The sequence below is a fragment of the Bacillus sp. L75 genome, assembly GCF_003676355.1.
Lineage (GTDB): Bacteria > Bacillota > Bacilli > Bacillales > Bacillaceae > Bacillus > Bacillus velezensis.
In genome coordinates, this window is record NZ_ML064904.1 from 342,059 (window position 1) to 362,471 (window position 20,413).

The following is a 20,413-nucleotide window of genomic DNA, read 5'->3' on the forward strand; positions in this document are numbered from 1 at the left end:
CGAAAAATGCATATCATTTGAAACTGAACATACATTTTTATATAGTGAAATTGATATACAAAACAAAAGGGGGAAAAACGCCGATAATGAAATATGTGATACTCAGCTTGTTACTGAGCTTTTTTATGGTGCTGTTCCCCCCTTCGGATGTCGCTCTTCCTTCCCAATTGGTGACAGAAACAGACAGCCATGTACAAATTTCGGTTTACCCGCAGGAAACGGAATCGGCAAAGACGCCGGTTCAAACCAAAACCGCTCCGCAAGGCCTGTCAAAAGGATACGGTGCGTTATCCCGGATGATCTCCCTGTTATCTGTCAAACCTCTTGATCAATTCATTGATTCCACAATGGAAAGGACATGCGCCATTCCGATACAATACCAGTCAAATTACCTCCGGCATCAGACCATTTCTCATTGCCAATCTGTATTTACGATGTAAAAACAGTATATTCCGGAGGGATTTTTTATGAATATTAAAGAAAACGATCTGCCCGGTATCGGGAAAAAATTCGAAATCGAAACGAGAAATCATGAAAAAATGACGATCATCATTCATGATGACGGCAGGCGGGAAATTTACAGATTTGATGACCGCGACCCTGATGAGCTTCTGGCAAGCATTTCACTTGATGATGCGGAAGCAAGACAGATTGCCGCGATTATCGGCGGTATGGTGTATAAACCGCAGGCGCTTGAATCGATTGAAATGGCGTTCAACGATCTGATTATCGAATGGTTTAAAGTTGAAAAAGGGGCAAAAGCGGCAGGGCGGACGCTCGGCGAACTGGATGTGCGGCAGAACTATGACGTGACGGTCATCGCCATCATTAAGCATAACCGGAAAAAGCTTTTAAACCCGGGCGCTGATTCGCTCCTTGAAGCAAACGATACACTCGTCCTCTCAGGTGAAAGAAAGCATCTGAAAAAGCTGATCCAAGACTTCCTCTCCAGAGACGGAGTGTGATCTGTTTATGGACCATCTCGTATTTGAAGTCGGTACGGCGTTAGTTCTTGTAGCCATTGCGAGTGTCATCGCCAATAAAATTAAATTCTCGATCATCCCCTTCCTGATCATTTTAGGAATGCTTGTCGGGCCGCACGCGCCCCAAGCGGGCATCATTGACCTGACGTTTATCGAAAGCCGGGAAGTGATTGAATTTTTCGGACGGATGGGCGTCCTGTTCCTCCTCTTTTACCTCGGGCTTGAATTCTCGGTCGGAAAATTAGTCAAATCCGGACGTTCAATCGCCGCCGGCGGAACGATTTATATTCTGATTAATTTCAGTTTAGGGCTGATCTACGGCTTTATCACGGGCTTTTCCTTTTTGGAAGTGCTTGTATTGGCGGGCGTCATCACGATATCATCAAGCGCCATTGTCGCAAAGGTGCTTGTCGACTTAAAGCGCACGGCCAATCCGGAAACGGAGCTGATTCTCGGCATCATTATGTTTGAGGATATCTTTCTGGCGGTTTACTTATCCGTCGTTTCCGGGCTTGTTCTGGGAGACGCGACGTCTGTCGGAGGCGCGCTGATGTCAATCGTGATCGCTTTCGGATATATGCTGCTGTTTTTCATTGCCGCTCGAAAATTGCCGCCTCTGCTGAACAAGCTGCTTGATATCCGTTCAAACGAGGTATTTGTCATCGTCATTTTCGCCGCGCTCTTTTTCATTGCCGGCTTTTCCGAAACGATTCATGTCGCTGAAGCGATCGGCGCGCTCTTGCTCGGACTCGTGTTTTCGGAGACGGCCCATTCTGACAGGATTGAGCATCTTGTCGTGCCGTTCCGTGACTTTTTCGGGGCCATGTTTTTCTTCAGCTTCGGTCTGAGCATTGATCCGTTTTCACTCGGAGATGCGGTATGGCTTGCCCTCGGCGCCGTTCTGCTGACGATTGCCGGAAACTTTATCGCCGGCATGATCGCCGGGCGCCGGGCGGGGCTTTCTCATAAAGCATCGTCTAATATCGGGCTGACCATTGTGTCACGCGGCGAATTCTCCATTATCGTCGCAAATCTCGGCATCGCCGGCGGCCTGTCCGCTTCACTTAAACCTTTCGCCGCCTTATATGTTTTGATACTGGCCATCTTCGGCCCTTTGCTCACGAAAGAATCGAAGCGGATATATCTCCTGTTGAACAGCGTGTTCAAATGGAAGACGCCTGAAAAGAAGCCGCAGAAATCATAAAAAAAAGCTGACCTCTTCATAAGGGGTCAGTTTTTTTGAGCGGGAAGAAATTGCTGAAAAGCCGTTTTTTTATTAATGGAGAAATGCTCTTTTCCCAGAATGGTATTGATGATTTTTTGGTTTCTGTAAACAGACAGCTTCAAATTCGTAGCGCCCGTTCCGTGAGCATGATCAAGATTCGTTAATGTGAAAAAATGATGCCGCCTGTCGTCCTTAAAGACAAGACGGGAATCGGCCGTCACTTTAAAGCGTTTCTCATCCTCCCATTCGATATCGGGGGCAATTGCCGTAAACCATTCCGGAATATGAGGTTTAAAGCCGGTCGCCAAAATCACTTTTTCTGAATCGGCCGTAAAGGTTTCATCCATCTGCCATTGATGAAAGCTCAGTACGCAGCGCCCGTTTTGCTTTTCAATTTTTTCAAGCTCCGCCATCGGCTGAATATACACGTCAGGCGAACCTCCGCTGATCGATCTGTGATACAGGGCATCGTAAATGGCGGCAAGTGTGTCAGAATCAATGCCGTGGCGCAGTCCGTCCAGCTCAGGGAGTGTGTTCAGCCGTTCTTTAAAAGGCAGGCGGTTAAAATATTCCACATAATCAGGTGTAAACATTTCCTGTCCGAGCTTGGCGGTTTCCAATTCTCGGAATCCGGCGGAGCGTGTCACCCATTGCAGCCGGCTGCGGCGGTATTGTTCATCGTGCAATAAGTCAGAAAAGATCTCCGCGGCGCTCTGTCCGGAGCCGACCACTGTAATTGATTCGGCGCTGGCGAGCTCGTCTTTCCGAAACAAATATTCCGTGCTGACCATCGTGTCCTGACGCGCTTCGTCAGCAATCTCTGCGGGAATAAGCGGTTCAGCCCCCGTTCCCATGACGAAATGCTTCGTTTGATAGACACTGATGCTTCCGTCCTCAATGTTCTTGACGCTGACGTCATAATGTCCGCCGGCATTTTTCACGCCGATTACCTCTGAGCCGAAACGGCATGATTTGATTTCTGAAGCCGCCCAGCTCAAATAGTCGTTAAATTCCCGTCTCGGAATATCAAATTCATTAAACGTATAAAACCGGTACAGCCGGTCATGTTCATGGAGAAAGTTTAAAAACGTGTAGCGGCTTTTCGGATCGGCGAGCGTGACCAGGTCCGCCAGAAACGCCACCTGTAAATCCGTCCCTTTAATTAATAGACCGGGATGCCACGCAAATTCTTTCTTTTTATCGAAAAAAAGAGCGTCTGTTCCGGGTATATCCTCTAACAATGCGGCAAGCCCTAAATTAAACGGCCCGATTCCCGCTCCTATGACATCATACATATTATGCACCTCTTGCGAATAACAGTCTGATGGTCTTTTCCCGTTTTTACAGACGGTTAAACATAAAAAAACGGCACGCTGATTCCGTGCCGTTTTTGATATTATAATGCAGATTTGACGAACATCTCATCTAAGTATTTGATTTTCTCTTCTGTATAATGCTCGAATCGGTCATTATATGATTTCGGGTCTTTCGGATTGGCGAAGTGCGTGATTTTTCCGGTTTCCGGATGAATGAATTTGCTTGCCGCGCCGCAGCCGATACCGATAATCGTCTGCACTTCTTCCATAATCATAATGTTGTAGATGCTTTCCTGGCCAGGGAAGGAGTAGCCGACATTTTCAAGGTTTCCGAGAATGTTTTTCTGCCGGTACAAGTAGTACGGCGTATAGCCGTGCTCTTTTGTCCAGCGGACGGCGTCATCCATCATGCGGGACACTTCCTGTCTGTCGGCAACTTTATACTTATGCTTGTTTCTCGTCATTTCTGACGCCCGTTTAAAAGAAAGCGTATGAACGGTCAAAGATTCAGGCATCAGCTTTTCCGTTTCCTCAAGACTGTGCCTGAACTCAGCCGTCCCTTCTCCCGGCAGGCCGATGATCAGGTCCATGTTGATGTTGTTCATGCCGTGTTTGCGGGAAAGATGGTATTTTTCGATGGTTTCTTCAACTGTATGATGTCTGCCGATGGCCTTAAGCGTTTCGTTTTCATAAGATTGCGGGTTGATGCTGATTCTGTCAATCTTATACTTATTTAAAACGGCCAGCTTTTCCTCCGTAATCGTGTCGGGTCGGCCCGCTTCAACGGTAATCTCCCTGATATCCGCGACATCCGGGAAAGAGCGGACCATTTCTTCATATAAAAGATCCATTTCCTCAGCGGTAATGCTTGTCGGCGTGCCGCCGCCGAAATAAATGGTCGTCACTTTGATATCATGCCGCTTCAGCCATTCTCCGATTTTCTGCATTTCATAGTGAAGCCCCCATAAAAAGGAGCCGACTCTTCCCGCCTGTCCTTGAATGGCATAAGCCGGAAACGTGCAGTAGGCGCATTTCGTCGGGCAGAACGGGATGCCGATATATATGCTGACTTCATCTTTGACCCGGTACAGATCGGGAACCGCAGCGAGCTGGCGGTCGACGATCTCCTGCATCAGATTGATTTTTTCATCATGGATCAGATAATCTTTTTTCAGATCGGCGTGCGCCTCTTCTTTTGTCAGGCCGCTCTGCAGCTTTTTATGAAGAAGTTTAGTAGGCCTGATGCCGGTTAAGATTCCCCATTTTTGTGTCATGCCCGTATGCGATTGAAGAAGATTTAAGTAGACGTACGACAGCGTGTTTTTCACCTGTTTAAATACTTCTTTTTCGCTCCATCCGGCAAGAAGCGGTTTCGTATGATGTTCCTTTTCGCCGGTTCCTTTGATTTCTCCGGATACCGACACGCTGTCTGCATCTTGAGAAATGGCAAGTGAGATGACGAGATCAGAGGGTTCCTCCGTTTCGCCGTACGCAAGAACACACTCTTCAAAAAATAAATTCGCGATGTTTTGCAGCGGACGATGCAGCCTGTCATCCGTGATGCCGTCTATTTTTATTTGCAATGTGATCACCTTATTTTTCAGATTCAAAACTTTCTTTAGTGTACAGAAAGAACAGGCTAAAATCAATCCGCGAAAAAGCCGCAGACCGGCGTTTCGCGTCTGCGGCTCTTGATTACGGCCGTTTCATATGGAACTTATCGAGAAAGCCTTTGCGGTGCTGCATGCGGAAATATTCCTTAATCATATAGGCGACTCCCTGTTCATCATTTGACCTTGTCACCCAATCCGCTTTTCTTTTTAATTCATTTGAGGCATTCCCCATCGCGACGCCGAGACCGGCCAGCTCGATCATCGGCAGATCATCTTCCTGATGGCCGATAGCCACAACCTCTTCCATTGAAAGCCCGAGATCAGCGGCGACCATCGAAAGTCCGCTTTCTTTTGAAACCCCTTTAGGCACGATGTTCAGTTTTTCTCCGTTGACGCGGATCACATCGACGGCCGGGAATGCTTTCATTATCGTATCCGTTATATCAGCCTGCAGGCCATCTTCGGCATGCACTTCAATGACGGGCGCTGAAACCGGCTCATCAAGGAGCAGGTCACTTAATGATTCGACAAACTGCACCGGATAAAAAATCGGGTCAGACGGATGAATCATCGTTTTCCCGACCAGATTGGAGTTCACTTTCTTCTTGTTTCCGATCGAATATTTTTCGTGAAGAAGCCGGATATTACATGGATAGCTTTCCAGCACCTGAACAATATTAAACGTGTGATCTTCTGATATTTTCTTTTCAAAAAACGGCTCATCTATTTTTTCAGAAATGTATGCGCCGCTGTGGGTAATCAATTTTGCATTCAGCTTTAATATTTTCGCCACTTTTTGAGCAGAGCGAAAATGGCGGTTTGTGACCAGTGTGACGTAAATTCCTTTTTTCTTGACGTATTCGATGGCATCCTTTGTCGTCTGATGAAGTTTGCCGTTGGAGCGAAGAAGCGCTCCGTCTATATTTAACGCCAGCATTTGTTTTGACACAGAGAAGTCCCCCTCCTTGATGACTGTACTTGTCATTAGGATATGACCCTGTCTCTTTGTTTAGAACAACCTTTTCTCCGCAGCAAAAAAGCCTGCCTCAAGCAGACTTTGAACTGTCGTTTTGTTGGGATACGATCGATTTGCTGCCTTCTCCCCAATGTGTATTTCTATTTACGAAATATATCAGGAACCCCTTATTTGACCGTTGATGCGCTCGTTTCACTTACTCTCTGTTGCTACCCCTTATCATACCAGGCAGTATAGGCGACCGTATCCTTAGATCATCTGTAAGTGTAGGCGCTTTCAGAGTTATTATCTCAATTATATTGTTAAAAAACAAGGGTTTTTTTAACTAAAAAAATCAGAGGAAATATCTATGCTGAATGTATGATAAAGTTGCAAGGGAACATACATTCTCATATAATAAAAGAAAAAAAGCGGTGACTGTCATGTCTCTATTAAAAGATATTTATAACGAAGAATTTGCAGAAGCACTTCTGAACAGAATCAAATCGGCGTATCCGGCTTTTGAGCGGGACAAGTGCCGGGCGCTGATGTTTCAGGAAGATTGGCCCGGACTGACGTTAAAACAGCGAATGCGCCGGATCACAGACTCTTTATATGAAACACTGCCGAAGGATTACATACGGGCGCTTGACGTCTTATATGAGACAGCTCCCCACTTCTCAGGGCTCGCCGGGATTATTTTTCCCGATTATGTCCAACAGTACGGAACGGATCACTGGGACGAATCAATGAAGGCGCTTCAGTATTTCACTCGTTTTTCCACTTCCGAATTTGCGGTCCGCCCGTATATCAGGCTTGACCGGGTGCGGATGTTCAAAGAGTTCCTTTCCTGGACGGAGCATCCGGACGAACATGTCAGAAGGCTTGCCAGCGAAGGCTCAAGACCGCGCCTGCCATGGGGAATCTCCATTCCGGCTCTTCTTGAAGATCCTTCTCCGATTCTCCCTGTTCTGGACCGCTTGATGCAGGATGACTCGTTATATGTCAGAAAAAGCGTGGCGAATAACCTGAATGACATCTCCAAAACACATCCGGATCTTCTGGCACAGATCGCAGCCGAGCGGTTCGGAAGCTGTCCGCATACGGACTGGATTTTGAAGCACGCCTGCAGGACACTGTTAAAAAGAGGAGACAAACAGGCGCTTGCGATTTTCGGGTTTGAAGACGCCTCCCGGATTTCATTGGAACGTTTTACACTGAATCCGGAAACGGCCGCCATCGGAACAAGCATACATTTTTCTTTTCAGATCCGCTCATCCGCCCGGCAAAAAGTCAGGGTTGAATACGCGATTGATTTTGTAAAGAAAAGGGGGCACCGCAGCCGCAAGGTGTTTAAGATGTCGGAGTCCGCCATGGATAACGGAGACGTAAAAGCCTTCAGCAAACATCATTCCCTTAAAGATTTAACCACCCGCAAGCATTATCGGGGAATTCACACTCTGTCTGTCATCATTAACGGAACGGTAAAAGGTTCGCTTGATTTTTCTGTTGAATAAAAAAAGCCCCTCCATTTCATAGATGGAGGGGTGTGGAGCTTATTGCGGGCTGCCGTAAAGCTCTTCAAGAGGTTTCATAATGATTTTGTTTAACTCGCCGATCAGCATGCTCATGCGCTGTTCCGCTTCCATCAGCTGAGAAATCAATTCATGCTGCTGTACGAGAGCCACCGTTTTTTGTGCCTGCTCTACCTCTTCCTGAGTGATTTCTTCACCTGACATCTGTTTCTGCTGCAGCTGCAGCTGTACATTGCGGAAGTTATCAAACATGCGTTTTGCGGATTCATCTGCGTTTACTTGATCATAAAGCCCTCTCAGACGGCTGTATTCATCACTGTTTCGCAAAGCTTTTTCAAGATCATATGCTGCATCATAAAAATGAACTGCCATAGTAACCGCTCCTTTCTTCCTTTCGGACATACCACTCCACTATAACAGACTGCGGAGCGACTTTCATCATCGGCGTATGTTTTCCTTAGAAAAGAATGACAAACAAAGCCTGAATTGCTCCGATTATCCCGCCGAGCAGACCGCCTAAATACGTTATCATCTTAAATTCTCTCTTGGAAATCGACAGCACCATTTCCTCCAGCCGTTCAACGGGAAACTGATCAACCTGCTCTTTGACCACTTCCTCAAGACGCAGCCGTTTCAGCACATCCTTCAAATGAGCGGCAATACTGCCGAGTGCCGCATCAAGCAGCTTCGGCGCGTACGTTCCCGTAATCTCCCCTTCATAACGGGAAATGATGTCACCGAGCCGGCATTCGAAAAAGGGCGCGGTTTGAAGTGCGGCCAAAGCCCGCTTTTTCATGCTGAACAGCAGATCTTTCGCATTCCACTTTTCATCGGCCTCATAAAGTGTATAAGATTTGAGCTTGCCCCATTCTTGAGAAAGCAGATCAGCCAGAAGCTTTTTCGTTTCCTCATTGCGCAAAAACTTTAACAGCTCAGGCAGCACACGGTCTGCCAAGCTTGAATTGCCGAGGAACATCTGCACCATGCTGCCGAGCATCCCCCGGGAATTCAAAAAGTCGTCAATCATATTTCCGAGCCTGTCTTTCCCTTCTTCGCTCTCAAAATAATCAATGCTCCGCTTCAGAATATAATCTGCGGCCAACGGGACTTTTTCATCCAGCTTTTCCTGAAGCTCATCAGGAAGCCAGTCTTTTATGGCGCGGTGCTCATATTTCCGGTACAGTTCCGAAAGCTTTTCATCGGTAAAACGGTCAATCCAGGCATCCGTCTTTTCCTGCGGATTCCGGATGCCCGCGGCGGCCAAAGCTTCGTGCACCGTCATCTCGGAAGCGGCCATTTTTTGCGTGAATTGTTCGGCGAAAAGAAGCGCCTGGTTTTTAACGGTATCTGATAAAAGCCGCTTTTTTATTCCTTCCGGGGTTAAAAGGTGGTTCGTCACCATGAGCCCCATTTGTTTTGCCAATTCATCCCGCCTTTTCGGGATCAGCCCCGGCGTAAACGGAACCCGTTTTCCGAACAGGTAATACGGCCGGTACGGACGAAATAACATCTGAATGGCAAGATGATTCGTCACCGCGCCGATCGCGGCTCCGATCACAATCATAAATAGAAACGTTCCTGCTATGCCCATTCCTTTTCTTCTGCCTCCATCTTATGTTCTATTTTCTTGATGATATATCTATTCGTATTATAGAGGCTGGCGGGCATGCGGGCAAATGAAGAACCTGAATTGTTGTTTGTGAGGAATAAGGCAAGATGCTGTTTCGTACTCTTTACAGTAGATCATCTTTTATGATGCGCTTAGCATATTTATTGGATGGAAGGGCCGTTCCATCAGCGGCTTTTTGAATAAAGGGGGAGTAATAATATGACAACACTCGGTTTTATGTCTGTATCCCGCCGGCACGAAGAAGATTACGCCGGGGAATTGGCTGAAAGAGCGCCTCAATATAATGTGCGCTTAGCCCGCTTTACACCGTTTGATATATTTCCGGATTCTTTGCGCGTGAAAGCGCTCGTCTATCACCCGCAAAGCGGAAAGTGGAACGAAACGGAAATCGATATTCCCGAATATATTTACGACCGCTGTTTTTACGGAAAATCCGCTGAAGCGCAAAAAGCCAAACCGATCGTCGAATGGCTGAAAAAATATCGGAAAACGGAATTTATCGGCCGGGGGCTTCCTGATAAATGGACGGTCACGGATGCGCTCCAAAAGCATCATCTGATCAGTCCCTATATTCCTGAAACGGCCGAAGTCAGCCGCTATGAACAGGTGCAATCATACTTAGCCAAGGAAAAAGCATGTATACTTAAGCCCGCTTTCGGCGCGGGAGGCAGAGGCATCATCCTGCTTGAAACAGGCAAAAAATCAATTACGGCCACTTACTATATCGGAAAAAACAAACAAACAAAATCATTTTCCAATCACGTGTCTTTTAAGTCTTGGTGCAAAAAAGTGCTGCAGCACCGCTATTTGCTTCAATCCTACTTAAATATCCAGGATAAAGAGCGGCATCCGTGCGACATCCGCATTTTCATGCGCAAAACTGAGTCAGGCGTTTGGGAAACGGTCGGAAAAGCGGTCAGAAGGGGTTATCAGAACGGTCTTTTATCTCATTTGCCCGGAGGATCAGAACCGATTAAGTTTGACACATGGTTTGAGGAAATTCCGAGAAAGCAGCAGGCCGTTTTATTGGATGATGTCTTTTCGATCACCCAATCCGTCCCTTATTTCCTTGATGAACGGTTCGGACCGCTGTTTGAGCTGGGGCTCGATATTTGTTATGCCAAAGACGGACGCATCTGGCTTTTGGATGTCAACTCAAAGCCGGGACGGAAAGCTATTTTAAGCGTGGCTCCGGAGGCGAAAGAGGATTTGTATACGAGTCCGCTGAGACGCTTCCGCGAACTTCAGTCACAGGAAAGCCGGAAAGGAGTATTACCGCGTGAATCATAAAGGGATGATTGTCGGCATCGATAAAAAAAGCAAAAATACGCTGTTTCTCCCCTCCTCCATGAAACGGGAAGGGCTTTTATCGGCTGCCTTCGGGACCAAGGTTGTCAAATGCCGTGTAGCCTTTTCTCAATCACTTGAAAAAAGCGCGCTCCTTTCTGAAGATTTGTTTGAGGAGCTGTTGATACCGCATAAAAGCCGGGCTGACTTTCTCATACACGGCCAGACGGTGCACATCGGACCGCTGATCGGCGTTTTCACAGCCGGGTTCACATCATCGCCGTCCCGCCCGTTAAGAGACCGTACAGCCTTCTTTTCCAAGATGCTCTCTCTTCATGAACAGGCGAACGGATATTGTTTCGTTTTCGGGGCCCATCAGATCAACTGGGAAGAAGGCACCGTCCAAGCGCTGATTTATAAAGAAAACAGCTGGAAACGGACGGCCGTCCCGCTTCCGAATGTCGTATATGACAGGCTCCCGAGCCGAAAAACGGAAGAAGTTCCGCTTTTACAGCAGACAAAACAAAGGCTGATGAATGACTATCAGATTCCGTGGTTTAATCCGCAATTCTTTAATAAATGGGACATTCATAAGCTTCTGGAAAAAAACAGTCTCACCGCTTCACTTCTGCCAAAATCTGTCCTGCACCCGAATGCAGAAGCGTTAGAAACGTTATGCAGCACGTTTGACACCGTCTATATCAAACCTGCAGACGGCGCACTCGGAACGGGGATTTACAAGGTGGAAAAAACAGATGCCGGCTTATCTGTCAAACACACGAATGAGGAAAAAACGGTGGTGACGGCAGAGTATTCAGATGCGGCATCCTTCATGACATCATTTAAAGAAAACAATGACCCGTCCGCATTTTTAATTCAGCAAGGCATTGACCTGATCCGGCTGGATGGGCGCCCCGTCGATTTCAGGGTGCACACGAATAAAAACGCCGAGGGGAAATGGACAGTGACGGCCATTGCGGCAAAAATTTCCGGTGAAAACAGCATCACGACGCATCTGGCAACCGGCGGAGAAGTCAGGACGTTAGCTGAATTATACGGCGATCCGCGAGAGAGAGTCGGCATAATGCGGAAACTTTCAAAAGCCGCCTTGGCGGTCAGCCGCGTGTTAAATGAGCACATTGAAGGTTTTATCGGCGAAATCGGTTTTGACCTCGGCGTCGATCATTCAGGGAAAGTTTGGATGTTTGAAGCCAATTCCCGCCCCGGGCGCAGCATTTTTTCCCATCCGAAGCTGAGATCGGTCGATTACCTGACAAAACGGAGAAATTTTGAATACGCGTCGTATTTATCAGAACGGTCCATCACCGCCCCGGAAAAACTTTGGCGGTGAGGCTGTCTTTTTTTAGGTTTACCCGGGACAGGCATTGAACGATGAGCTACAATGAACAAGATCAACATTTCCCATAAGGAGCGTGAACGTCATGATTTCGCACTTCAGCTGGAAACCGTTATTCAAAAAAGAGAAACTGCCCGGATGGCGGATTTCATTTTACTGGCAGGGTACGCATTACGAAGGGATTTATCATAAGTCCGGAGACATTGAATGGGGACACACACATCCGGGAAAAGAAGAGCCGGCTCTCGTAAAAGAGCTGCATGAATTAATGCTTTATCACATATATGACTGAAAGCTAAAAGCTCAGCCGCACCAGGCTGGGCTTTTCTTTTTCCTTCCGCTATTTACCACACCGTTTTCCGAATGAGATGCCGTTTGATTCACCATAATACGTAGTACAAAGCGGCAAACAGCATTGGGTGAAGCCGAGCTGGCAATGGTTTTCATTCCGAAAACCATCGGCTGGTGCAATTCCAGCAAACCCAACCATACTACTTTATAAAGGAGATCATACAAATGGCAAACAACAACTCTTCAAACAACCTAGTAGTACCCGGCGCTGCTCAAGCAATCGACCAAATGAAATACGAAATTGCTTCTGAGTTCGGCGTAAACCTTGGCGGAGAAACAACTTCTCGTGCAAACGGTTCTGTCGGAGGAGAAATCACGAAACGTTTAGTATCTTTCGCACAGCAGAACATGGGCGGCCAAGGCGTACAATAACTCAATAAATGGCTTACAGAAGGCGCGGGATACCGCGTCTTCTTTTATGCCGTCACCCTTTTTTCCTATTCCACATACCCTAGGAAAAAAGGAGGGAAAACATGTCATTCATTGCCTCAGTCAATTGGGAGCTGTTTCAGTTCGTAAGTGTCTCTTTGGTCAATGAATATGTTGCCCACCATTTCCCGTTTATTCACAGGTATTCTTTTCCCCGCTGCTTTGAATGATATAATGAGCGGCGAGGAGGTTTTTTACATGAACATCGCTTTACTCGGAGCAACAGGAAGAGTCGGACAGGCTTTTATAAAAGAAGCGCAGAAACATGGACACATGGAGATATTCGCTCTTGTCAGATCAGCCGGAACAGTCCTTCCCATTCCTGAAAAACAAATCATAACAGGGAATGCGAGGCGGCGGGAAGATGTAAGCCGATTGATTTCCAAAGCGGACACAGTCGTGAGCTGTCTCGGCACGGACGGTGACGATACCCTTTCAGCCGCTATGACCCATATAATAGACAGCATGAAACGGCATCATGTTCAGCGTCTGATTACGATCGGCACCGCGGGTATCCTTCAATCACGGCTTATGCCTGATCAATACCGGTTTGAATCGGCAGAATCAAAACGAAAATCAACAAGAGCCGCAAAGGAACACGCCCGCGTATACGAAATGCTGCTGGCAGAGGATCTTGACTGGACGATCATCTGTCCCACCTACCTTCCTGACGGAGACGCTGCCGGAGTTTACCGGTTCGAACAGGATCGCCTTCCTGAAGACGGCGCTGAAATCACCGTCGGAGACACGGCGCACTTTCTGTACCGTGAGCTGATCAGCCCGCAGTTTGTCAGAAAACGGGTGGGACTGGCTTACTGAATGAAAAAAAGGGCGAATCTTTAGATTCACCCTTTCCGATTACACCGCGGACTTCGCCGTTCCTTTCTGCAATTCATACATTTGGTGGTACTGCCCCTTTTGCGCCATTAATTCGTCATGGCTTCCCTTTTCAATAATGCGGCCCTTTTCCAGCACGAGAATCTGGTCTGCGTGTCTGATCGTGGAAAGCCGATGGGCGATAATAAATGTCGTGCGCCCTTCTTGAACGACTTGCAGCGCTTTTTGAATGACTGCTTCTGTTTCGGTGTCAATGTGCGCCGTCGCCTCATCCAAAATTAAAATGGCCGGATCGAACACAAGCGCTCTTGCAAAAGAAATCAGCTGACGCTGGCCTGAGGACAGTGTGCCGCCTTTTTCGGTAACGGGCTCTCTGATGCCCTTCGGCAAAGATTGCAGAAGACTTGCGGCGCCGACTTGGCGAAGCGCTTCTTCCGCCTGCTCCAAAGAAATACGCTGATCATCGAGTGTTACATTGGAGCCGATCGTGCCCGAGAAAAGATACGGGTCTTGCAGCACAATGCCCATATGCGACCTCAGCTCCTGCCTCGACATGCCGTATATGCTTTTATCGTCCAGCAGGATATCTCCTTTTTGGGCATCATAAAAACGGAACAGAAGATTCAGGATGGAGCTTTTGCCGGACCCCGTATGGCCGACGAGGGCGACCGTCTCCCCTTTTTCAGCTGTAAAGCTGATCTGTTTCAGCACCTCTTCCCCCTTTCGATATCCAAAAGAAACATCGCGGAATTCCACTGTCCCTTCCGCCTTTCTGTCTGCGGGAGCGCCTTCTTCTTCCGTTTCCTCCTCCTGTAAAAGCTCGAATACCCTGGCGGCAGAGACACGGGCCAATTCAAGCTTCGAAAATTGGTTGACAATCCCCGTAACCGGCTGGAACAAACGGTTTAAATAATCAACAAACGCGTATAAAACGCCGATCGAAACAATTCCGGCCGCACTCAGACTCGCGCCTCCGAAATACCAGATCAGCCCGACAAACGCCAGATTGCGCAACACATTGACAAGACTGTGGGACATGAGGGAATTTAAGGACAGCATTTTGTTTTTGTAGCGAAAATGAGCTTCATTCAATTCTTCAAATTCCTTCATCGTTTCCTTTTCGCGGCGGAACGCCTGAATAATCGGCATTCCTTGAATGGATTCGTTCATTTTCGCATTGATGTTACTGTTAATGGAACGGATTTTTTGGTTGAAGACGGATGCGTATTTGCGGTACACAACCGACCAGATCATTAAAATCGGAATAATCAGCAGGCAAACGGCGGCCAGCCTGACGTCAAGCATAAACAGCGCCGTAAAAATGCCGAGCATATAAACGCCGCTTGTGATAAATGTCGACAGCACCGTTACATATAAATCCCTGACCGCTTCTGTGTCATTCGTAATGCGGGCCACGACTTTTCCGGCAGGCAGATTATCAAAGTAGCGGATCGGCATTTTCTGAATGTGTGAAAATACATCCTGCCTCATGCGCTGTATGATCCGGTTCGCTCCCATCTGCAGCAGATAATGCTGGCCGTAATGAAAACATACGGAAAACATGAGCAGTCCCGCGTAAATGGCGGTCAGCGTCAGCAATCCTTTTATTTCGGGACGGTAAAATTGAAAAATCTCCTGTCTTGATAACGTAATGGCGGGATATGACCTGCTTTCTTTACCGTTTGATATTGTCAGCCGGCCGTCAGACACCGAACGGTTTCCGTCAAAACTGACGGGACGGTCAACAAAATAGTAGCCCGCACCGACTTGATAAATGTGCGCCTCTCCGGTTTTGTCCGCCCCCGGTTTGAGCCGGTCCTCCCTGACATAATCATGCCCCCGGAACCTGACGGCGCCCGGATCGTCCGCAGAGGCTTTAACCCATGTTTTTTCAATGCCGAGAATGTGGTCGTCAATCATTTTTTTTCCGATAAACGGGCCGGTCAGCTCAGTGCCGACCGCAATAATGAGCAGGACGACCGCCCATATCAGCAGCTTCTTATATTGAAGCGCGTAATTCCATAATCTTCTCCCGGTCTTCATGCGCCCGTCCCCCCTTCTTCAAGAGAGGACAGCCGCTGCCTCTCATATTGTTTTCGATACCAGCCGTTCTGCGCCAACAGCTCCCGGTGCGTGCCTCTTTCAGACACCCGGCCTTCATCCATGACGAGAATGAGATCTGCGTGTTCAACTGCCGAGAGCCGATGGGTGGTGATAATCGTTGTTTTATGCCGCCGTTTTTTACGGATGCTGTCAATGATGGCGGCTTCCGTTTTCGCGTCTACGGCAGAAAGCGAATCATCTAATATGAGAATGTCAGGATCGGTCAAAAGCGCTCTCGCAATTGAGATGCGCTGCTTTTGTCCGCCAGAGAGCGCTACGCCCTTCTCGCCGACAAGCGTCTCAAGCCCGTCGGAAAGCATGCCGATATCTTTTTCAAAATGCGCATCTTTCAGCGCGCTGCCGATTTCCTCTTCGTTTGCATCCTGCCGTCCGTAAAGCAGATTCTCTTTTACAGTCTTTGAAAATAAAATATGATCCTGCGGCACATAGCCGATCCACCCGCGGAGCTCCTCAAGCGGAATCTCCTGAATCGGAACGCCTGTAAACGTGATTGCTCCCGCGCCGGGCGGATATTCACGCAACAGCTGCTTAATGATCGTCGTCTTTCCGCTTCCCGTCTTCCCGACGATGCCGAGTGTCTGCCCTTTTTCTACGGAAAAAGATACATCAGAAACCGCCGGTCCCGCTCCGCTCGGATACGTGAAAGTCACTTGTTCAAAAACAAGACGCCCGGGCTCCTTGATGCCGGCGGGGTGCTTGGGTCCTGTCACGTCTGGCTCATAGGAAAGCGTCTCATTGACACGATCCAAGGAGGCATTTCCGCGCTGCATGATATTGATTAATTCTCCGATCGCAAACATCGGCCAGATCATCATTCCGAGATACACGTTAAACGATACCAGCTCTCCCAGCGTCAGCCGGTTTTGAAAAACGAGATAAGCGCCGTAGCCGAGACCGATGAGATAGCTGAGGCCGACGAGAAGTTTCACAGTCGGTTCAAAAAGTGAATCGATAAACGCCACCTTCATGTTTTTCTCATATACATCCGCCGTCATATCACCGAACCGGCTGACATCATTTTTTTCCTGCACGAAAGCCCGGATGACCCGGACGCCGGATACCGACTCCAGCACCTTGTCATTTAATGATCCGAAAGCATCCTGCGCTTCCGTAAACCGCTCATGGATCTTTTTTCCGTACAGGCTGACCGCAGCCGCCATTATCGGCAGCGGAATAATCGCGGCAAATGTCAGCTTCCAGCTGATGAGAAGCCCCATTGTCAAAAATATCGTCAGCATATACATCGTCGAATCAACGAGCGTTAAGACCCCGAAGCCCGTCGTCATACTGACGGCCTGCAAGTCATTTGTCCCCCGCGCCATTAAATCGCCCGTTCTGTATTTCTCGTAAAACGGCGGTGACATTTGAAGAAGCCTTCCCATCAGCTTTGAACGGAGAATCTTCTCCATGACATTCGCCCCGCCGAAAAGCTGATACATCCAAAAATAAGACAGTAAATAGACGGCTGCCGTTAATGCGAGAAAAACACATATGTAAAACAGCATCCCGCTTTTTGTAAACACGCCCGCCTTCATATCGTCTATCGCGTTACCGAGAAGTTTAGGCGGAAACATTTCAATGACATTCACAATCAATAACAGAACAATCGCTGTCGTATAGCGCAGCCAATAGGCTTTAAAAAACCACGCGAGCTTTTTTAATACAGTAAACAAATACCGTCATCCCCTTTCATCAATCAGCCGCCCTCAAGCTTTTCCGGATTGTTTTTCATTGTTTTCGCTAATACCGCCACATGCATCACACCTGTCTTTCTTTCATTTTTTTGTATAAAAAAAGACATGAAGCCTCAGCTCCATGCCTCTTATTATTATAAATAAGGTACAGACCCGCCGTTTATGCGCGACTGCCCCGTTTTTAAGCAAATGTTCAGAAAACGGAAGCTGTATGGGAGTCACGCCGGTATTCAGCTGAAAATGAGTTGACAAGCTTTAGTTTTGACATGATCCATACCTCCTTTTTCCCTATATTGTTCCTTCATCATATAAACAAATCCTTTTTTTGTCAATGCAGGTTTTACATTTCTGCCATTCGGGTATTGTAAAACAAACCTTTTTTACTGAAAGGATGAGGCCGATGTTTCATGCGGACCGGTTGATAGCAGCTTTTGACGGAAGTGATGATAGTAAAAAAGCGCTCCAAAAAGCCATAGACCTTTCAAAAACATTTCACGCGGATTTAACGGTCGTACATTCCCACAATGCAAAAGATACCCGGACGATTGTTGATCCCCCGAGGCCGGGAGCCGGGGCAACGTATATCGGCGGCGGGATTGCAAGCGTTCCTGACCCGCTCCAGGCGGAAAGAATCTCCCCTGATCCGATGATTTATGAAGACCGTACGGAAGAAATCGTTGCGGAAGCGAGAATGCTGATGAACGACAGCCAGATTGACGGGGATATCGACATTTTAGAAGGTGATCCCGCTGATGCCATTATCGAGCATGCCGACCGTATATCGGCGGATTTGATCGTCATGGGGAGCCGGGACCAGAACAGGCTGAAAAAACTTTTATTCGGAAGCGTCAGTGAAAAACTGTCATCGAAATCCGATATTCCCGTGCTGATCGTAAAATAATTCTTTCTGTAAAGCAGCTTAATCAAAAGCTGCTTTTTTTACAGCTCCCGGCTGTTTCTTCTTTTTTTCGGCATCACAAAAAAACTCGCCATGATCAAAAAATCGATGCACAATACGACAGACCAGCCCTTTAACAGCTTGCTGAGCGCTTCGGTGCGGGAAGCGTCCTGAATGAGAAATACCGTTCCGGCTAAAAGAACGCCGCCGATGACAAACGCTAATACATGTCTTCCCCATCCTTTTGCATAATGTTTGGCATAATCCAGCCCGTACCGTTTGACCGGTTTTGCCCCTTCCTTGACCACATAATAGCGGAACCGCTCATCCGCCCATTGAATCATGCTTTTCCCGAAGGCGACAGACACTCCGATATAAATGGCCGCCACCGCATGCGCCATAGTCGCCGCCGCCCCTCTGTATAAATCAGCTGCGGCCGCCAGAAACAGTACGGCATCCAATAAAGGAATGAGAGCGAAAAAAAACATTCCGAGCTTTTGCCGCCTGAATATATAGCGCGCCGCCAATCCGAAGATGACAGCCGCCCAAAAAGCAGCCTCACAAATGACAATCAACCAAGCAATCGCGTTCAATCCGGTTCCCCCTTATCGTTTTCTAAAATGCATTGTATCACTGCTTTTTATTTAATACAACTGTATTACAAAATTGCAAGAAAAAATATTTCCTGTTACACTGGAACCATGCCTAAAATAATCGATCATGAAAAAAGAAGAAAACAAATAGCCGAAGCCACTTGGCGGACGATTTTGGAGCGGGGAATGGAAGGAGCGACAGTGAGAAACATCGCCCAGGAAGCGGGTCTTTCTTTAGGCGCGCTGAGGCACTATTTCACCACCCAGGATGAGCTTTTAGGGTATGCGATGACACTCGTAAAAGAAAAAGCGGCCGCCAGAATTAACGAAGTTGCCATGAAAGATCTGCCGCCGAAAGAAAAAGCGGTGCGTCTGATGCTTGAAATCATCCCGACAGATGAAGAAACGATGGCTGAAATGGAGGTATGGTTCGCTTTCACAGCTTATGCCAGACATAAGGGAGAAGAGTTTCAACCCCAGCAGGACGGGATCTTAGCATATATCCGCGGTCTGATTGACTGGCTGGATGAAAATAAGCTTCTGAAACCGAATCTTGATAAAGAGATCGAAGCGGAGAAAATGTACGCCATCGCCGACGGATTGGCGCTGCATGCCATGCTTGAACCTGAGCGTCTTTCAAAAGAGAAGATCTCCCGTGTGCTCATTCAGCATATCGAATCTCTTTTTATCTGACTGAAGTAAAAAGGCCGGATGTGTTCCGGCCTTTTTTCAGCTTATGACTGAACCCCGAGCTCCTGCTGAATGTGCGACTGAAAAGCCTCCTGAATCGTTTTGGCTACAGGTCCCGGCGCTCCGCTTCCGACCGGTTTTCCGTCAAGGGTTACGATCGGGATTAATTCAGCCGTCGTTGACGAGATGAAAATTTCATCCGCATCCCTGAGTTCGTCTTCGGTAAGAGCCTTCTCCCGCACCTCAATCCCGTTTTCTTTCATCAGCTCTAACAGTTTCATCCGCGTAATGCCGTTTAAAATCAGCTCATTTGCAGGATGCGTCCGGACAGTGCCGTTTATGACGGCGTATACATTGGAAGAGGTTCCTTCCGTGACCGCTCCGTCCCTTATCAGCACCGCTTCATAAGCGCCTGCTTCATAGGCTTTTTGTTTAATCATCACATTATACAGTAAATTCAGACTCTTAATGTCACACCTCAGCCAGCGTTTGTCTTCTGCCGTTATGGCCTGCGCTCCGGCTTTTTGTTCATTTTCCGGTTTTTTCACTGAAAAGGTATATGCCGTCGTCTGCGGTTCCAAACCTTCGTCATACTGGTGCTTGCGCGGCGCCTTCCCTCTCGTCGTCTGCATATAGACCCCGCCGTCAATGAGTTTGTTTTCCTGTACAAGCTTTTGCAGATCCCATTCTATGTCCTCTGCGGAGAACGGCAGGGTGATGCCGATTTCTGCGGCGCTTCTGAAAAGACGGTCGATGTGCTCACGCAGACCGAATAAGGCGCCGTTATACACTCTGATGACCTCATACACACCGTCACCGAATTGATATCCGCGGTCCTCAATATCAACTGCCGCTTCTTCACGATCAATCAACTGGCCGTTTACTAATGTCTTCAT

General features: G+C 47.7%; 21 protein-coding genes. 12 read left to right on the forward strand and 9 right to left on the reverse strand.

Annotated elements, in window-relative coordinates; all coding sequences use genetic code 11:
* The first annotated feature begins 86 nt into the window (after nt 1-86).
* The 3 genes from D5S11_RS10430 to D5S11_RS10440 are packed head-to-tail and all read left to right on the forward strand — an operon-like array spanning nt 87 to nt 2,187.
* Nucleotides 87-440, forward strand: a complete 354-nt coding sequence (locus D5S11_RS10430) for a hypothetical protein (RefSeq protein WP_007409233.1) — start codon at nt 87-89, stop codon at nt 438-440.
* Between the two features lie 27 nt (nt 441-467).
* Nucleotides 468-965, forward strand: a complete 498-nt coding sequence (locus tag D5S11_RS10435; protein ID WP_007409234.1) for a cation:proton antiporter regulatory subunit — start codon at nt 468-470, stop codon at nt 963-965.
* A 7-nt stretch (nt 966-972) separates the two neighbouring features.
* Nucleotides 973-2,187 (forward strand): cation:proton antiporter, encoded by a 1,215-nt coding sequence (locus D5S11_RS10440; RefSeq protein WP_003155266.1) that lies wholly within the window; start codon nt 973-975, stop codon nt 2,185-2,187.
* A gap of 26 nt (nt 2,188-2,213) precedes the next feature.
* On the opposite strand, the gene D5S11_RS10445 is transcribed toward D5S11_RS10440, so the two are convergent.
* The 3 genes from D5S11_RS10445 to D5S11_RS10455 form a co-directional block, all read right to left on the reverse strand.
* Nucleotides 2,214-3,503, reverse strand: a complete 1,290-nt coding sequence (locus tag D5S11_RS10445) for a lysine N(6)-hydroxylase/L-ornithine N(5)-oxygenase family protein (RefSeq protein WP_015239500.1) — start codon at nt 3,501-3,503, stop codon at nt 2,214-2,216.
* A 101-nt stretch (nt 3,504-3,604) separates the two neighbouring features.
* Nucleotides 3,605-5,107, reverse strand: coding sequence for a coproporphyrinogen III oxidase (locus D5S11_RS10450; protein ID WP_015239499.1), 1,503 nt, complete (start codon nt 5,105-5,107; stop codon nt 3,605-3,607).
* 112 nt (nt 5,108-5,219) lie between these two features.
* Nucleotides 5,220-6,086 carry a Cof-type HAD-IIB family hydrolase gene (locus D5S11_RS10455; RefSeq protein ID WP_007409237.1) on the reverse strand — a complete coding sequence of 289 codons (867 nt, stop codon included), beginning with the start codon at nt 6,084-6,086 and terminating at the stop codon, nt 5,220-5,222.
* A 383-nt stretch (nt 6,087-6,469) separates the two neighbouring features.
* Here D5S11_RS10455 and D5S11_RS10460 point away from each other — a divergent pair, with 383 nt between their 5' ends.
* Nucleotides 6,470-7,609, forward strand: a complete 1,140-nt coding sequence (locus tag D5S11_RS10460; RefSeq protein WP_108725071.1) for a DNA alkylation repair protein — start codon at nt 6,470-6,472, stop codon at nt 7,607-7,609.
* 39 nt (nt 7,610-7,648) lie between these two features.
* Here D5S11_RS10460 and D5S11_RS10465 read toward each other — a convergent pair whose 3' ends face one another.
* A complete protein-coding gene (locus D5S11_RS10465) occupies nt 7,649-7,999 on the reverse strand; it encodes a YlbF/YmcA family competence regulator (RefSeq protein ID WP_007409239.1) in 351 nt (116 codons plus the stop codon).
* A gap of 85 nt (nt 8,000-8,084) precedes the next feature.
* Complete coding sequence (locus tag D5S11_RS10470; protein ID WP_007409240.1) at nt 8,085-9,218, reverse strand: DUF445 domain-containing protein; 1,134 nt, start codon at nt 9,216-9,218, stop codon at nt 8,085-8,087.
* Between the two features lie 237 nt (nt 9,219-9,455).
* Between D5S11_RS10470 and D5S11_RS10475 the strand changes: the two genes are divergently transcribed.
* The 6 genes from D5S11_RS10475 to D5S11_RS10500 all read left to right on the forward strand — a co-directional run bounded on the left by D5S11_RS10475 (nt 9,456) and on the right by D5S11_RS10500 (nt 13,500).
* A complete protein-coding gene (locus tag D5S11_RS10475; RefSeq protein WP_012117192.1) occupies nt 9,456-10,547 on the forward strand; it encodes a YheC/YheD family endospore coat-associated protein in 1,092 nt (363 codons plus the stop codon).
* A complete protein-coding gene (locus D5S11_RS10480; RefSeq protein WP_108725072.1) occupies nt 10,537-11,895 on the forward strand; it encodes a YheC/YheD family endospore coat-associated protein in 1,359 nt (452 codons plus the stop codon). The genes D5S11_RS10475 and D5S11_RS10480 overlap by 11 nt, the downstream gene beginning before the upstream one ends.
* Before the next feature lie 82 nt (nt 11,896-11,977).
* Complete coding sequence (locus D5S11_RS10485; RefSeq protein ID WP_012117190.1) at nt 11,978-12,193, forward strand: YheE family protein; 216 nt, start codon at nt 11,978-11,980, stop codon at nt 12,191-12,193.
* A gap of 224 nt (nt 12,194-12,417) precedes the next feature.
* Nucleotides 12,418-12,624: an alpha/beta-type small acid-soluble spore protein gene (locus D5S11_RS10495; RefSeq protein ID WP_007409244.1), complete on the forward strand. Its 207-nt coding sequence runs from the start codon at nt 12,418-12,420 to the stop codon at nt 12,622-12,624.
* Nucleotides 12,625-12,725: 101 nt separating this feature from the next.
* Entirely contained in the window at nt 12,726-12,851 is a 126-nt protein-coding gene (locus tag D5S11_RS20190) for a hypothetical protein (RefSeq protein WP_007610363.1), read from the forward strand.
* 28 nt (nt 12,852-12,879) lie between these two features.
* Nucleotides 12,880-13,500, forward strand: a complete 621-nt coding sequence (locus D5S11_RS10500; protein WP_015417136.1) for an NAD(P)-dependent oxidoreductase — start codon at nt 12,880-12,882, stop codon at nt 13,498-13,500.
* A 39-nt stretch (nt 13,501-13,539) separates the two neighbouring features.
* On the opposite strand, the gene bmrD is transcribed toward D5S11_RS10500, so the two are convergent.
* Nucleotides 13,540-15,561, reverse strand: a complete 2,022-nt coding sequence (gene bmrD / locus D5S11_RS10505) for a multidrug resistance ABC transporter ATP-binding protein/permease BmrD (protein ID WP_015417135.1) — start codon at nt 15,559-15,561, stop codon at nt 13,540-13,542.
* A complete protein-coding gene (bmrC, locus tag D5S11_RS10510) occupies nt 15,558-17,315 on the reverse strand; it encodes a multidrug ABC transporter ATP-binding protein BmrC (RefSeq protein ID WP_108725073.1) in 1,758 nt (585 codons plus the stop codon). The genes bmrD and bmrC overlap by 4 nt, the downstream gene beginning before the upstream one ends.
* A gap of 421 nt (nt 17,316-17,736) precedes the next feature.
* On the opposite strand from bmrC, the gene D5S11_RS10515 reads away from it, so the two are divergent.
* Complete coding sequence (locus D5S11_RS10515; protein WP_007409250.1) at nt 17,737-18,237, forward strand: universal stress protein; 501 nt, start codon at nt 17,737-17,739, stop codon at nt 18,235-18,237.
* Nucleotides 18,238-18,275: 38 nt separating this feature from the next.
* On the opposite strand, the gene D5S11_RS10520 is transcribed toward D5S11_RS10515, so the two are convergent.
* Nucleotides 18,276-18,827, reverse strand: a complete 552-nt coding sequence (locus D5S11_RS10520) for a hypothetical protein (protein ID WP_007409251.1) — start codon at nt 18,825-18,827, stop codon at nt 18,276-18,278.
* 108 nt (nt 18,828-18,935) lie between these two features.
* On the opposite strand from D5S11_RS10520, the gene D5S11_RS10525 reads away from it, so the two are divergent.
* Nucleotides 18,936-19,520, forward strand: coding sequence for a TetR/AcrR family transcriptional regulator (locus D5S11_RS10525; protein ID WP_053104649.1), 585 nt, complete (start codon nt 18,936-18,938; stop codon nt 19,518-19,520).
* 41 nt (nt 19,521-19,561) lie between these two features.
* Here the strand turns inward: D5S11_RS10525 and dat are convergent, their stop codons facing one another.
* On the reverse strand, nt 19,562-20,413 hold the full coding sequence (gene dat / locus D5S11_RS10530; RefSeq protein ID WP_108725074.1) for a D-amino-acid transaminase: 852 nt from the start codon (nt 20,411-20,413) through the stop codon (nt 19,562-19,564).

Coding starts and splice junctions, on each gene's coding strand:
- D5S11_RS10430 (WP_007409233.1), top strand. CDS start 87: ATGAAATATGTGATACTCAGCTTGTTACTGAGCTTTTTTATGGTGCTG.
- D5S11_RS10435 (WP_007409234.1), top strand. CDS start 468: ATGAATATTAAAGAAAACGATCTGCCCGGTATCGGGAAAAAATTCGAA.
- D5S11_RS10440 (WP_003155266.1), top strand. CDS start 973: ATGGACCATCTCGTATTTGAAGTCGGTACGGCGTTAGTTCTTGTAGCC.
- D5S11_RS10445 (WP_015239500.1), bottom strand. CDS start 3,503: ATGTATGATGTCATAGGAGCGGGAATCGGGCCGTTTAATTTAGGGCTT.
- D5S11_RS10460 (WP_108725071.1), top strand. CDS start 6,470: ATGTATGATAAAGTTGCAAGGGAACATACATTCTCATATAATAAAAGA.
- D5S11_RS10465 (WP_007409239.1), bottom strand. CDS start 7,999: ATGGCAGTTCATTTTTATGATGCAGCATATGATCTTGAAAAAGCTTTG.
- D5S11_RS10470 (WP_007409240.1), bottom strand. CDS start 9,218: ATGGGCATAGCAGGAACGTTTCTATTTATGATTGTGATCGGAGCCGCG.
- D5S11_RS10475 (WP_012117192.1), top strand. CDS start 9,456: ATGACAACACTCGGTTTTATGTCTGTATCCCGCCGGCACGAAGAAGAT.
- D5S11_RS10495 (WP_007409244.1), top strand. CDS start 12,418: ATGGCAAACAACAACTCTTCAAACAACCTAGTAGTACCCGGCGCTGCT.
- D5S11_RS20190 (WP_007610363.1), top strand. CDS start 12,726: ATGTCATTCATTGCCTCAGTCAATTGGGAGCTGTTTCAGTTCGTAAGT.
- D5S11_RS10500 (WP_015417136.1), top strand. CDS start 12,880: ATGAACATCGCTTTACTCGGAGCAACAGGAAGAGTCGGACAGGCTTTT.
- bmrD (WP_015417135.1), bottom strand. CDS start 15,561: ATGAAGACCGGGAGAAGATTATGGAATTACGCGCTTCAATATAAGAAG.
- D5S11_RS10515 (WP_007409250.1), top strand. CDS start 17,737: ATGTTTCATGCGGACCGGTTGATAGCAGCTTTTGACGGAAGTGATGAT.
- D5S11_RS10525 (WP_053104649.1), top strand. CDS start 18,936: ATGCCTAAAATAATCGATCATGAAAAAAGAAGAAAACAAATAGCCGAA.
- dat (WP_108725074.1), bottom strand. CDS start 20,413: ATGAAGACATTAGTAAACGGCCAGTTGATTGATCGTGAAGAAGCGGCA.